We start from the raw sequence: 11,664 nt of genomic DNA, 5'->3' as shown, positions 1-11,664 counted from the left end.
CCCCGTTTCATCATCTATCGGGGGACAGCCACCATCATGACCACTTGCTCGGAGCAGGGCCCATTACGGCATCTAGTCCCGCGCTGCTGTCGTCGGCCGCCAGACCAGCAGGCGCTTCTCGACGACGGTCACGGCCATGTCGATCAGGATGACGAAGGCGGACAAGACGAACATGCCGGCGAACACGCCGGCGACGTCGAACACGCCTTCGGCCTGCTGGATCAGGTAGCCGAGCCCGGCCGCTGAGCCGAGATATTCGCCGACGACCGCCCCGACCACGGCGAAGCCGACCGAGGTGTGCAGCGAGGAGAACATCCAGGACAGCGCCGACGGCCAATAGACGTGACGCATCAACTGCCGCTCGCTCATGCCGAGCATGCGGCCATTGTCGAGCACCGTGGTCGAGACTTCCTTCACGCCCTGATAGACGTTGAAGAACACGATGAAGAACACCAGCGTCACGCCGAGCGCGACCTTGGACCACACGCCGAGCCCGAACCACAGCGCGAAGATCGGCGCCAGCACCACGCGCGGCAGCGCATTGATCATCTTCACATAGGGATCGAACACCGCCGCAACGCGCGGCTGGCGCGCGAACCAGAAGCCGACGAGGATTCCGAGGCCGGAGCCGATCACGAAGGCGAGGATCGATTCCCACAGCGTGATGGCAAGGTGCTTCCAGATCACGCCGGTTGCGAACCAGGTGATGATCTGGCTGAACACGTCGACCGGATTGGAGAAGAAGAACGGCGGCAGCACGATCCTGCCGAACACCGGCACGCTGGCGAACAACTGCCACAGACCAAGTGTGACGACGGCAACCAGCACCTGGAGCGACAGCAGCGTGATCCGCGACATCAGGCTGCTCCCGCCTGCGAGGACTGCGCATAGCCCTTCATCACCTGGTCCTTCAGCACGTTCCAGATTTCCTTGTGGAGCGCATGGAAATCCTTCTCCATCCTGACCTCGGAAATGTCGCGCGGCCGCGGAAGCGTGACGCGCCAGTCGCCGATGATGCGCGCGCCCGGCCCGGCCGACATGATCACGACGCGGTCGGCGAGCGCGATCGCCTCCTCGAGGTCGTGGGTGACGAACAGCACCGCCTTGCGGTCGGCGGTCCACAGCTCCAGCAGCAGATTGCCCATGATCTGCCGGGTCTGCGCATCGAGCGGACCGAACGGCTCGTCCATCAGCAGGATTTTCGGATCACGGATCAGGACCTGGGCCAGGGCGACGCGCTTGCGCTGGCCACCGGACAGCATGTGCGGATAGCGGTTCGCGAAGGCGCCGAGGCCGACCGAGGCAAGCCATTTCCCGGCCCGCGCCAGCGCCTCCGATCGTGCCGTGCCCCTGATCTCGAGGCCGATCGCGACATTGTCGATCGCGGTCTTCCAGGGAAACAGGGCGTCGGCCTGGAACAGGTAGCCGGCCTCGCGGTTCAGCCCGGCGAGCGGCCTGTCGAAGATCCGTGCCGTGCCCGATGCCGGCCTCAACAGGCCGGCCGCGACGTTCAGCAGCGTCGACTTTCCGCATCCCGTCGGCCCGACGATGGCGACGAACTCGCCATGTGCGACCGACAGATCGGCCTTCTCGACCGCCGTATAGACGCGTCCGTCCGCCAGCCGGAAAGCCACCGTCGCATCGTCAAGCGCGACCGCCGTCGGCTCTGTCATTCCCACGCGTTGCCTCCCGATGTTTGCAGGACGGCTTAGCGGTTCGCAGCCGCAGTTTCAACGCGGCAAGAAGGCGAAGGCTGCGGCTGGAAGCTGCCATGCTCACGCGATTTTTGACGGCAACCGGGTTGAGAATTGGCCCGACATCGGTCAAGCCTGTCGGCCTCGAGGAGGCAGGGAGCCGCGGGGCAACCTCGCCCGGTCAGGAGAGAGATCATGCGGATTGCGGTGGTCGGCGCCGGCGGCGTCGGAGGTGGTTTTGGCGCGGCGCTCGCGCAGGCCGGAGCCGACGTCACCTTCATCGCGCGCGGCGCGCATCTCGCCGCAATGCGGAGCGAGGGACTGAGGATCCAGGGCGGCCGCGGCGAAACCCATCTGGTGCCGACCAGGGCGACCGACGATCCGGCCGGCGTCGGGCCCGTCGACATCGTGCTGTTCTGCGTCAAGCTGTGGGACGTCGAGAGCGCCGGTCACCACATCAAGCCGATGGTCGGTCCCGACACCGCCGTGATCCCGCTGCAGAACGGGATCGACGCGCCGGAACGCCTGATCCCGATCCTCGGACAGAAGGCCGTGATGGGCGGCGTCGCGCAGATCAGCGCCTCGATCATCAAGCCCGGCGTGATCAACCAGGTCGGCACCTTCATGCGCATGATCTTCGGCGAGCTCGACGGCAGCGTCACGCCGCGCGGCAAGGCATTGCTCGAGCTCTGCCTGAAAGCCGGCTTCGACGCCACGCTGAGCGAGCAGATCACGACCGAGCTCTGGATGAAGTTCGTGCTGCTCGCCACCAATGCCGGCATGACCGCGGTGACACGGCAGCCGCTCGGCAGGCTGCGCGACGACCCCGATTTGCGACCGTTGTTCGTCGCGGCCTGCGAGGAGACCGTCGCCGTCGCGCGTGCCTCCGGCATCAAGCTGCCGACGGATGCGCTTCAGAAGGTGCTGGATTTCATCGGCCACGCGCCGCCGGCAATGAAGGCGTCGATGGCGCTCGATCTCGAGCGCGGCAACCGGCTGGAATTGCCCTGGCTGAACGGCAAGGTGGTCGAACTCGGCCGCAAGCTCGGCATCCCGACGCCGACGCATGACATGCTCTATGCGGTGCTGAAGCCCTACATCATGGGCACGCCGGCGTAGTGTGAGCCATCGCCACACGCGAGATGTCTTGCCAGGCTGAAGCAGACACGCCGCGTCACAAAACAACCATAGGTATTGATCCGGGGACGGTGTAGCCTCCTCGCGCGGCAAGCGTTTGGCTTGCCGAGAGCTGCAGATAAAGCGGAGACATGCCGAATTCTCCGCTTGCGACAGTTGGCAGCCTATTCCATCGGCGACATTGTTTTCGACTGGCAATTCCCGCGGCAGCGAACGCGCGCGCTCACCTGCGACGCGTACTCACCTGAACCATAGATCAAATGGAGAATTACCTTGAAAACAGCATACACTGCTGCCTTGTCCATGCTTGCCGGCATCGCGGTCGGCGCCGTCGCGATCGAAGGGCTTCACGCGCAGTCCACACCAAAGGCCTATGTCGTCTCGGAGATCGAGGTCCTCGATCAGGGCGCGCAGAATGCGTACCTTCCGAAAGTGACGGAGCTGATCAAGTCGTCCGGCGGAACCTTTCTGGCTCGCGGCGGCAACATTTTCGCTGTCGAAGGCGAGGCGCCAAAGCGTGTGACCATCGCGGTCTATGACAGCTTCGCGAAGGCTCAGGCCGCGCGCACGTCGCCGGAGTGGAAGGCACTGGCACCGGAGCGGAACAAGGCGATCAAGGTCAGATCCTTCATCACCGAAGGCCTGCCGAATTGATCCTGGAAGGATGAACGCTTGTCGCGAGGCCGCCCGACCGGGCGGCCTCTTCTAATCGGCGCGCACACGCCTCGTTGCCGACGGCTCACCGTCCTGAAATCCCGACAGGACCGAAATCCGCCGCCCGGCCTCGCGCACCAGCTTCGAATATTCAAGCAGCTTCTGCTCATCGATACGGGCACTCGGCCCGTACAGGCCCACCGAACCGACCACGCTGCCGCGATGATCGAAGCACGGCGCCGAGACCGCGACGGCGCCGGCGAAGATCTCACCGTGGCTGGTTGCATAGCCGTGACGCCTGGCGAAGCCCAAGGCTTCCTCAAGCTGCGCGCGCTCGTCGCCCTTCTTGACGGTGGAGAGAAGCTCGGCCTGTCGCGCCGGGTCCATGAAGGCCAGCATGGCCTTGCCGGTCGATCCCTGGGTCAGACTCAAACTGTCGCCGACACCACGGCTGATCGAGAGCACGTGACGGCTCTCGCATTCGAGAATGCAGATGCCTCGGTCCTCCTGCACCCGGAAAAGCGCTGCGGTCTCGCCGGTTGCTTCGCGCAGGCCTTCGACAACCGGGCGCGCGATCGTGACGACATCCAGTCCCTTCAACCACACATGCGACAGCTTCATCACGCCATGTGACAGACGGAAGCGCTGCGGGTCACCTTCGGCCTGAATGAGGTCGCGCTGCGCCAGCGTCTGCAGCAGACGGTACAGGGTTGGCCGGCTGAGCCCGACGCGCTTCTGGATTTCGATGACGCTCAAGGCCGGCTGATCGGGGGTGAAGCATTGCAGGATCGCGATCGCTCGGTCCACTGCGCGCACTCCCGACGCGCCGTGCTCCGTGTCCTGATCGTCAGCCCTGGGTTTCTTCGTCATCGACCACCTCGGCAATTTCGGCGGGGCGCACTGCATCCAGCGCACTTGACCGACCCGCCCGCGCGGATACAGTATCAAATTATGAGAATGATGTCCATCAGATGGACACAAACAAATCGGACACGTCGGGAGGATCGGGATTTGCTTCAGACACACGCGTCCTGCAGATGGGCGATCTCGGCGATCGCCACGCTGATGCTCTCGACGTCGCTGGCGCAGGCCGCACCCGACGGCTCGGGCATTTCGGACGGCGTCGTGCGGATCGCGGTGTTGGGTGACTATGGCAGCGGCCGCGATCTTGGGGGCCCAGGCTCGGTCACCGCCGCAAAGCTTGCCGCCGAGGATTTTCACAACAAGGTGCTCGGCAAACCGATCGAGATCATATCGGCGGATCACCAGAACAAGCCGGACGTTGCGGTCGGGATCGCGCGGCAATGGTTCGACGTCGAGCACGTCGATGCGGTGACCGACCTCGCCGTGAGTTCGGTCGGCCTTGCCGTCGCCGGGCTTGCCACACAAAGCAACCGCACGGCGCTGGTCTCGGGCGCAGCGACGTCGGAACTGACCGGCGACAAATGCTCGCCCGTCGTCACGCACTGGGCGGACGATACCTACGCGCTGTCGGCCGGACTTGTGGGGGAACTGAGCCGCCGCGTCGGCAAGGATTGGTTCTTTGTCGCGGTCGATTATTCGTTCGGTACGGCGATGGTGAAGGATGCCTCGCGGGCCGTGACCGATGCGGGAGGCAAGGTGCTCGGTGCGGTGCGATACCCGTTCAACACCACAGACTTTTCATCCTTTCTGCTGGCGGCCCAAAGCTCCGGCGCCAAGGTCGTGGCACTGGCCGGCACGGGTGCCGACACCGTCAACGCGGTGAAGCAGACCCACGAGTTCGGCCTGCAACAGGGCGGACAGACCATCGTCGGCATGCTGACCTTCATCTCCGACGTCCATTCGATCGGCCTGCGCGACGCGCAAGGCATGTACGTCGCAGCGCAGTACTACTGGGACGACGACGATGGCACCCGCGCGTTCGCCAAGCGGTTCTTCGAGATCGAGAAGCGCGAACCGACCAAATTGCAGGCCGCGACCTATGCGGCGGTACGCCACTATCTGAAGGCGATCGAGGCCGGCGGCAGCGACGACGCCAAGACCGTCAACGCCGAGATGCGCAAGCTGCCCGTCGATTTCTTCGGCCGGCCCGCGCGCATCCGCAACGACGGCCGCGTCGTCTACGATCTTTCGCTCTATCGCGTGAAGAAGCCGGAAGAGAGCAGGTATCCCTGGGACTATTACCAGAAGATCGCGGTGATTCCCGGCGACCGGGCCTTCCGTCCCGAAGGCACAGGCGGCTGCAAGCTCGACGAATAGGAAACAACTTCATTTGCCGCGACACGCCGTCGCGCATGTCAGACAAGGAGGAATCGATGTCTCCACGGAATGACTTTGACCATCTCGTTGACGTCAGGAACGGCTTCATCAGCCGCGAGATCTTCGTGGACGCCGAAATCTACCGGCAGGAGCTCGACAAGGTCTTCACCCGGGCCTGGCTTCTGGTCGGCCATGAAAGCCTGGTGCCGAATCCCGGCGATTTCTACACATCGCGGATGGGCGAGGAGTCGGTCATCCTCTGCCGCGACAAGAAGGGCGAAATCCACGTCTTCCTCAACTCGTGCCGGCACCGCGGCATGAAGGTGTGCCGATACGAGCAGGGCAACACGTCGCTGTTCACCTGCCCCTACCACAGCTGGACCTATACGACCGACGGCAAGCTGCAGGGTGTTCCGCTGCACCGGACGCTGTATGACGGCGTGCTCGACCGCGAGACCAACTCGCTGGTCTCGGTCGCCAAGCTCTGCAACTACAAGGGTTCGATCTGGGCGACCTGGGACAAGGATGCGCCCGACTTCATCACCTATCTGGGCGACGCCAAGATCCATCTCGACCAGGCGCTCGATTGCCGCGACGGCCGTGAGGGCGGCTCGGAGGTGATCGGCGTCCATAAATGGGTCTTCCCCGCCAACTGGAAATTCGCTGCCGAGAACTTCCTCGGCGACACCTATCACAATCCGAGCCACCGCTCCGTCGACCTGATCGGCATCGGGCCGAGCGCCGCGGCGGGCAAGAAGGGCCGCCGCGACGACGAACTCGAGAAGGCGCAACACGTCTGGATCAGCTTTCCGGGCGGACACGGCGTGCACAGCGCCATCCAGCCGGAGGCCAACGAGTACGTCGAGTCCTTCCTCGACAACCCGATCCTCGAAAAATACTTCCGGCACTGTTTCGAGGAGCGGAAGCGACGGCTCGGCGAGCAGGCACGCCTCCTGCCTTTCGTCGGCACGATCTTCCCGAACACCTCCTACCATGGACGCCAGCCGCGCGGACTGTGCGCCTGGCATCCGCACAGCCCGACCTCGACCGAAGGCTGGCGTTTCTTCCTCGTCGACAAGGACGCGCCGCAGGAAGCCAAGGACTACCTGCGCCACTACTACATGCGTTACTCGGGCCCGGCCGGCATGACCGAGCAGGACGACATGGAGAACTGGCTCTATGCGACCGCGGCCAGCACGGGGACGATCGCGCGGCGTCACCCCTTCAATTATCAGCAATCCATGGGTGCCTACGTGACCGATCATCCGCTGGGCGGCGACGTCAGCACGCAAGTCACCGAGCAGATCGCGCGCGGCTTCTATCGTCGCTGGACCACCTACATGCAGGGCGGCGACTGGAACGAGTTGCTCGGGTCGCCCGCGGGCAACAGGCAGGCCGCAGAATGACCGCCGCGGGAAAAACCGTCCTCGTCAGCGGGGGCACTTTCGGCATCGGCCGCGCGATCACGCTCGGCCTTGCCAGACGCGGTCATTCGGTCGTGGCATTTGGCCTTGAGTCGCCGCAGGTGTCGAGCATCGCGCAAAATGCCATTCCCGGCCTGCGCGAGCTGCTTGATCGCGAGGGCCTCTCCGCCGAACTGATGGAAGCCGATGTGTCTGATGCGGCTGATGTCGCCGGGGTGATCGAGCGGGCGCTGGCGCGCTACGGCCGCATCGATGGCGTCGTCAACAACGCTGCGATCGGTCCGCTCGGAACAGTGCTCGATACCGACGAGGCGCTGTTCGATCGCATCATCGCCGTCAATCTCAAGGGGCCGTATCTGACGAGCCGTGCTGCGATCCCGCACATGATCGCGCAAGGTGGCGGCGCGATCGTCAACATCGGATCCGGCGCCGGCTGGGGCAAGCCGAACATGGCGGTCTATAGCGCGAGCAAGGGTGGCGTCGTGGCCCTCAGCGCGGCGATGGCTTACGATTTCTTCCATCAGCGGATCCGCGTGAACACCGTGATCCCCGGTGGCGGCGGTATCGTCACCGGCATGAGCCTCGGCCGCGTCGGCGGCGAAGCAAGCCGCTTCGGCAAGGGCGCGGCGGGTACCGCCGCAGGCCGCGCCGCCACCGGCGACGACATTGCCAATGTTGTCGCCTTCCTGCTGTCGCCGGAAGCCGAAACGCTGTCCGGCACCGTGATCGACGTCGGCTGCTTTGCGCAACAGGGCGGACCGATCCCGTCCAAGCCGGCACCCTGACGATATGCCATTCCTGATGAGGAGATGCCCATGACGATGACCGTCCAGGACAGACAGCCGGCCGATCCGGCATCCAACGCCGCGATCGAAAGATCCGCGGCCTACTACCGGCTGAAAGCCGATGTCGAGGATTTCTATTATCGCGAGGCCGACCTGATCGATGACCGCCGCTTCCGCGACTGGCTCGACCTGCTGGCCGAAGACATCACGTATTTCATGCCGATCCGGCGCAACGTGAAGTTTGGCCAGCAGGCCGCGCGCGAGAATACCAGGCGCGGCGAAGGCATGAGCTGGTTCGACGAAGACAAGTGGACGCTGAGCAAGCGGGTCGAACAGATCCTGACCGGCGTGCACTACGCCGAAGAACCGCTATCGAGGATCACGCACATGGTCAGCAATGTGCAGATCAGGGCTGTGCGGCCGGATCTCGACGCGCCGCGCGAGCTCGATGTCACCAGCCGCTTCCTCGTCTACCAGAACCGCGTCGAGTACGAGACCTACACCTTCGTCGGCCGCCGCAACGACACGCTGCGCCTGACCGAAGCAGGCTGGAAGATCGCGAAGCGCGAGATATTGCTTGAACAGAACATCCTGATGGCCAAGAATCTGACGACCTTCTTCTGAGCGCTGCGCAATGATGGATGTCACGACGATCAAGGTGGGGGCGCGCCTGAAATTGCAGGAAGGCGTCGTTGCCGAGGTGATCGAGAACATGGACGACGGCCAGTGGCTGCAGGTCCGCTGCCTGGAATCGCCCGCCCGGCCCGATGAGGTCGGCACCGTCGAGCTGTGCCATGCCCAGGACATCGTCAAGGTGCTCAGCGAGTAAGTTCCAGCGTTTGGACAAGTGGACATGCTGCGATTTGAGTATATGCCGAGCGATTTCCATCCGCTGTTCCTGTTCCTCGGCGAAGGAACGGATCTCGCGGCGCTGGCAGCGCTGTTGCGGCGATTTGCCGAGAATCCGCAATTCATCACCGTGGCGGAACGCATTCCGGGCGCCGTCTCGCGGCACGAGTTGGTGCTGGCGCCGGCCGACGACGAATTCGGAATGCGCGACCTCGGGGGGCGCTTCGCCTGGAAGCTGACGGGCTGGCAGGCCGAGCGGATCGCCGAGCGCATCGAATTGCTGACGCCGCAAGACAGCAAGTCGGGCTCGGAAATCCTCGAGATCGGCAGCGACGGCGAAATCCCGGTCAAGATGTCGCGCGGCGAGTTCACCGACGACTTCCTGATCACGCGCAGATAGCGGTGGACGTTTCCGCGTAAGAGCTCCGTTCCGATTCAACCGGAACGGAGATTGCGCGACATCAATATGAGTGGCGATGGCGGCGTCCGGGTGCCGGCCGCGACCCCGCGTAATAGGGGTTGACCGAACACGTCGCGGCAAGACCCGAGGCCGTCGCCTGGCACTGCGGGATCGAAGTGAACTTGCAAGCGATATAGCCCCCGCCGCCCCCGATCCGGCCGCCGAAATATTGTATGCACACCGGATAGTTGGGATCGTAGTTCTGCGCGGCCGCGGGTCCGGCCATGGCGACGGTAAACGCTGTGACCACATAGAATATCAGGCGCATCGACTTCTCCTTGTCATCGGGATCGTTTCCTCGCAATCGCCGGAGTTAGTCAACGTGGTGGTGGCGCCGCTGCGCGCGGCCCTTCGGCGCCGGTTTTGGACCGGCATAGAACGGATTGGCCGAGCACGTCGCCGGTCGCCCCGAGGCGGTGGCCTGGCACTGCGGGATCGAGGCGTAGCTGCAATCAATGTACTCCGGCGTCAGCCCGCCACCATAGACGGTCATGCACACCGGGTAGTTCGGATCATAGGCCTGCGCGGCGGCGGGCCCGGTGAACACGACCCCGAGCGCGGCAATCGCGTAGAATCTGAAGCGCATCGGATCCTCCCTGAAGTCCCGACGTTTCGTCACACCTGCGGGAGTTAGTCAACAGCCGGGCACGGTCACGTCGTGATTGGAGGCTATCGCTGGTCGCCCGCCGGCTTGCCGTCGTCGTCGCCGAGGCAACGGATGATGAAGGCAGTCGTATCCCGCGGCAGCACCTGGGCTGCGCGCGCCTTGAGGCGGCATTCGACCTGCGCGATCTGGCGCGCGCGCTGCCGCTCGGTCGGCAGCGACGACTGGCGCAGCCGGCGCAGCGTCATGGGCGAGCCGTCCGATTCGAAGCTCAGCTCGTATTTCTTGCCGTTCTGGTCGGTGGCGGCACAATTGATGCTCGACACCTGCCGCGTCACGAAGCTTCCGATCTGACGGCACGAGCCCGTCGACATCTCGACCTGGGGCACCGGCAGGCCGTCGACCCTCGGCCGGTCGTGCGATTTCAGCAGCATGCGGTCGACCGAGACCTCGAACACATTGTCCTGGGTCCGCTCGGCACTCTCGCCGGCGAACGAGACGATGTGGCTGTTGTCCGCGGGGTCGTCGAGCACCACGGTGAACTCCGAACGTCCGCGCTGATTGTGGAAGTAGGCGACCGCCTTGCAGCTGTAGTTGCGTCCGGCAACGTTGACATTGCGGCAGGTGCCCGACATCAGCGCATACAGGTCGACGTCATAGACCGGACCGGCCATTGCCAGCGCGGGCCACCAGCCGATCGCGACCAGGATCAGCCACGCAAAGCCAGACGTCCGATGATGGGGAATGCATTCGAGGGGCAAGCGCATGGCCCAAGGTCGCCGATTTGCCTCGGCCATGCAACCGGGCGATGGCCGGCAAACGCCGGTATTTTGCCGGACCGGAGCCGGATGAGCGGCGCACCGGATGAGCCGGCGAGTCAGCTCTGCGGACCGGAAAGCCCGATCTCCCGTTCGGCACGGAACACATTGCCGTAGAGGTTGGCGATCCACTGCCGGCCCCGCGCCGTCATGTTGAGGTCACCGATCGCCCCCTGGATGTTCGGGGCCACCATGTTCCAGTAGAATTGGGGATAGCGATCGACGATGTCGGCCGGCGATTCATAGCCGAGCTGGCGGTTGATGCCGACCTCCTCGAACTCGTGATAGAGCGCGTTGGCCTTCCGGATGTAATTGGGATCGCCGAGTTGCCCGATGAAATCGGCCGCGCGCACGATCGCCGCCTCATCGTCATATTCCTGGCCTTCCGACGCCGGAAACCTGGTGCCCTCGATGTTGCGCGCGACCCGCTCGCGGTTGAGCGGAACCACCGCCCCGAGCCGGTCCAGCACGTAGAGCTTGGAGCGGTCGACGTGATAGAGCATCAGGCCTGCGTCCGACGAGCCGCGCGGCAGCGTCACCTTGTTGCCGGCCGCATCGATGACGTAGCCGTCCGGGCCGTCGCCCTTGAGGAGGCCGCGCACATAGCCGATGTCGTGGGTAAGGCAGGCGATGATCGTGTGCGTGTAGTCCTCGGCGGTGACGTGGGTGCGCAGCGCACGACCGCACATGATGTCATGCCCCGCAAGCGCGACCAGCATGGTGTGCTCGACATTGTGATAGAGCGCATCGCTGTTGCCGATGCATTCAAGGGCAATGCGGGCGGCGGCCGGCAGCAATTCGCCAAAACGCGCCTGCGACGCCCCGAAGGTGCGCTGGACGTGCGCGGCAAGAAACTTTTCCAGGGCACTTGCCGCCAACTCAGGTAACGTCATCATCGATGCAGCCCCGACAGCGCAACCTTCCTCGTCCACTCCGATCTCATGTCGTCGTTGGAACGCGACTATAGCGTATCCGCGCGCTGGCGGCTACGCGCCGCC

At 64.4% G+C, this 11,664-nt stretch carries 15 protein-coding genes; 8 read left to right on the top strand and 7 right to left on the bottom strand.

Annotated elements, in window-relative coordinates; translation table 11 throughout:
- Positions 1 to 72: 72 nt before the first annotated feature.
- Both JQ586_RS34470 and JQ586_RS34465 read right to left on the bottom strand, forming a co-directional pair.
- On the bottom strand, positions 73 to 858 hold the full coding sequence (locus JQ586_RS34470) for an ABC transporter permease (protein WP_212399086.1): 786 nt from the start codon (positions 856 to 858) through the stop codon (positions 73 to 75).
- Positions 858 to 1,673: an ABC transporter ATP-binding protein gene (locus JQ586_RS34465; RefSeq protein WP_212399093.1), complete on the bottom strand. Its 816-nt coding sequence runs from the start codon at positions 1,671 to 1,673 to the stop codon at positions 858 to 860. Before JQ586_RS34465 ends, JQ586_RS34470 begins: the two co-directional genes overlap by 1 nt.
- A 216-nt stretch (positions 1,674 to 1,889) precedes the next feature.
- Between JQ586_RS34465 and JQ586_RS34460 the strand changes: the two genes are divergently transcribed.
- A complete protein-coding gene (locus JQ586_RS34460) occupies positions 1,890 to 2,813 on the top strand; it encodes a 2-dehydropantoate 2-reductase (RefSeq protein WP_212399085.1) in 924 nt (307 codons plus the stop codon).
- 291 nt (positions 2,814 to 3,104) lie between these two features.
- Entirely contained in the window at positions 3,105 to 3,485 is a 381-nt protein-coding gene (locus tag JQ586_RS34455; RefSeq protein ID WP_212399084.1) for a DUF1330 domain-containing protein, read from the top strand.
- Positions 3,486 to 3,536: 51 nt separating this feature from the next.
- Here JQ586_RS34455 and JQ586_RS34450 read toward each other — a convergent pair whose 3' ends face one another.
- Complete coding sequence (locus tag JQ586_RS34450; RefSeq protein ID WP_312017054.1) at positions 3,537 to 4,511, bottom strand: IclR family transcriptional regulator; 975 nt, start codon at positions 4,509 to 4,511, stop codon at positions 3,537 to 3,539.
- Positions 4,512 to 4,550: 39 nt separating this feature from the next.
- On the opposite strand from JQ586_RS34450, the gene JQ586_RS34445 reads away from it, so the two are divergent.
- Genes JQ586_RS34445 through JQ586_RS34420 form a run of 6 tightly spaced genes read left to right on the top strand, consistent with a single transcriptional unit; the run spans position 4,551 to position 9,184 of the window.
- Complete coding sequence (locus JQ586_RS34445; RefSeq protein ID WP_212399091.1) at positions 4,551 to 5,726, top strand: ABC transporter substrate-binding protein; 1,176 nt, start codon at positions 4,551 to 4,553, stop codon at positions 5,724 to 5,726.
- 56 nt (positions 5,727 to 5,782) lie between these two features.
- The gene (locus JQ586_RS34440; protein ID WP_212399083.1) at positions 5,783 to 7,132 is read left to right on the top strand and encodes an aromatic ring-hydroxylating dioxygenase subunit alpha; all 1,350 of its coding nucleotides are present in this window, start codon (positions 5,783 to 5,785) and stop codon (positions 7,130 to 7,132) included.
- A complete protein-coding gene (locus JQ586_RS34435; RefSeq protein ID WP_212399082.1) occupies positions 7,129 to 7,935 on the top strand; it encodes an SDR family NAD(P)-dependent oxidoreductase in 807 nt (268 codons plus the stop codon). The genes JQ586_RS34440 and JQ586_RS34435 overlap by 4 nt, the downstream gene beginning before the upstream one ends.
- A 30-nt stretch (positions 7,936 to 7,965) precedes the next feature.
- Positions 7,966 to 8,559: a 3-phenylpropionate/cinnamic acid dioxygenase subunit beta gene (locus tag JQ586_RS34430; RefSeq protein WP_212399081.1), complete on the top strand. Its 594-nt coding sequence runs from the start codon at positions 7,966 to 7,968 to the stop codon at positions 8,557 to 8,559.
- Positions 8,560 to 8,569: 10 nt separating this feature from the next.
- Positions 8,570 to 8,764, top strand: a complete 195-nt coding sequence (locus JQ586_RS34425; protein ID WP_249148534.1) for a hypothetical protein — start codon at positions 8,570 to 8,572, stop codon at positions 8,762 to 8,764.
- A 24-nt stretch (positions 8,765 to 8,788) separates the two neighbouring features.
- Positions 8,789 to 9,184, top strand: coding sequence for a hypothetical protein (locus tag JQ586_RS34420; protein WP_212399080.1), 396 nt, complete (start codon positions 8,789 to 8,791; stop codon positions 9,182 to 9,184).
- A gap of 61 nt (positions 9,185 to 9,245) precedes the next feature.
- On the opposite strand, the gene JQ586_RS34415 is transcribed toward JQ586_RS34420, so the two are convergent.
- The 4 genes from JQ586_RS34415 to JQ586_RS34400 all read right to left on the bottom strand — a co-directional run bounded on the left by JQ586_RS34415 (position 9,246) and on the right by JQ586_RS34400 (position 11,562).
- A complete protein-coding gene (locus JQ586_RS34415; RefSeq protein WP_212399079.1) occupies positions 9,246 to 9,512 on the bottom strand; it encodes a DUF3551 domain-containing protein in 267 nt (88 codons plus the stop codon).
- 45 nt (positions 9,513 to 9,557) lie between these two features.
- The gene (locus JQ586_RS34410; protein ID WP_212399078.1) at positions 9,558 to 9,830 is read right to left on the bottom strand and encodes a DUF3551 domain-containing protein; all 273 of its coding nucleotides are present in this window, start codon (positions 9,828 to 9,830) and stop codon (positions 9,558 to 9,560) included.
- 83 nt (positions 9,831 to 9,913) lie between these two features.
- Positions 9,914 to 10,615, bottom strand: coding sequence for a hypothetical protein (locus JQ586_RS34405; RefSeq protein WP_249148533.1), 702 nt, complete (start codon positions 10,613 to 10,615; stop codon positions 9,914 to 9,916).
- A 110-nt stretch (positions 10,616 to 10,725) separates the two neighbouring features.
- A complete protein-coding gene (locus JQ586_RS34400; protein WP_212399077.1) occupies positions 10,726 to 11,562 on the bottom strand; it encodes a metal-dependent phosphohydrolase in 837 nt (278 codons plus the stop codon).
- Positions 11,563 to 11,664: the final 102 nt, after the last annotated feature.

The organism is Bradyrhizobium jicamae (genome assembly GCF_018130215.1).
GTDB classification, from domain to species: domain Bacteria; phylum Pseudomonadota; class Alphaproteobacteria; order Rhizobiales; family Xanthobacteraceae; genus Bradyrhizobium; species Bradyrhizobium jicamae_A.
The sequence above is the reverse complement of the archived record's forward strand: the minus strand, read 5'-3'. Positions and strand labels throughout refer to the sequence as shown.

Coding starts and splice junctions, on each gene's coding strand:
- JQ586_RS34460 (WP_212399085.1), top strand. CDS start 1,890: ATGCGGATTGCGGTGGTCGGCGCCGGCGGCGTCGGAGGTGGTTTTGGC.
- JQ586_RS34465 (WP_212399093.1), bottom strand. CDS start 1,673: ATGACAGAGCCGACGGCGGTCGCGCTTGACGATGCGACGGTGGCTTTC.
- JQ586_RS34445 (WP_212399091.1), top strand. CDS start 4,551: ATGCTCTCGACGTCGCTGGCGCAGGCCGCACCCGACGGCTCGGGCATT.
- JQ586_RS34470 (WP_212399086.1), bottom strand. CDS start 858: ATGTCGCGGATCACGCTGCTGTCGCTCCAGGTGCTGGTTGCCGTCGTC.
- JQ586_RS34410 (WP_212399078.1), bottom strand. CDS start 9,830: ATGCGCTTCAGATTCTACGCGATTGCCGCGCTCGGGGTCGTGTTCACC.
- JQ586_RS34430 (WP_212399081.1), top strand. CDS start 7,966: ATGACGATGACCGTCCAGGACAGACAGCCGGCCGATCCGGCATCCAAC.
- JQ586_RS34425 (WP_249148534.1), top strand. CDS start 8,570: ATGATGGATGTCACGACGATCAAGGTGGGGGCGCGCCTGAAATTGCAG.
- JQ586_RS34400 (WP_212399077.1), bottom strand. CDS start 11,562: ATGATGACGTTACCTGAGTTGGCGGCAAGTGCCCTGGAAAAGTTTCTT.
- JQ586_RS34420 (WP_212399080.1), top strand. CDS start 8,789: ATGCTGCGATTTGAGTATATGCCGAGCGATTTCCATCCGCTGTTCCTG.
- JQ586_RS34405 (WP_249148533.1), bottom strand. CDS start 10,615: ATGCGCTTGCCCCTCGAATGCATTCCCCATCATCGGACGTCTGGCTTT.
- JQ586_RS34415 (WP_212399079.1), bottom strand. CDS start 9,512: ATGCGCCTGATATTCTATGTGGTCACAGCGTTTACCGTCGCCATGGCC.
- JQ586_RS34440 (WP_212399083.1), top strand. CDS start 5,783: ATGTCTCCACGGAATGACTTTGACCATCTCGTTGACGTCAGGAACGGC.
- JQ586_RS34435 (WP_212399082.1), top strand. CDS start 7,129: ATGACCGCCGCGGGAAAAACCGTCCTCGTCAGCGGGGGCACTTTCGGC.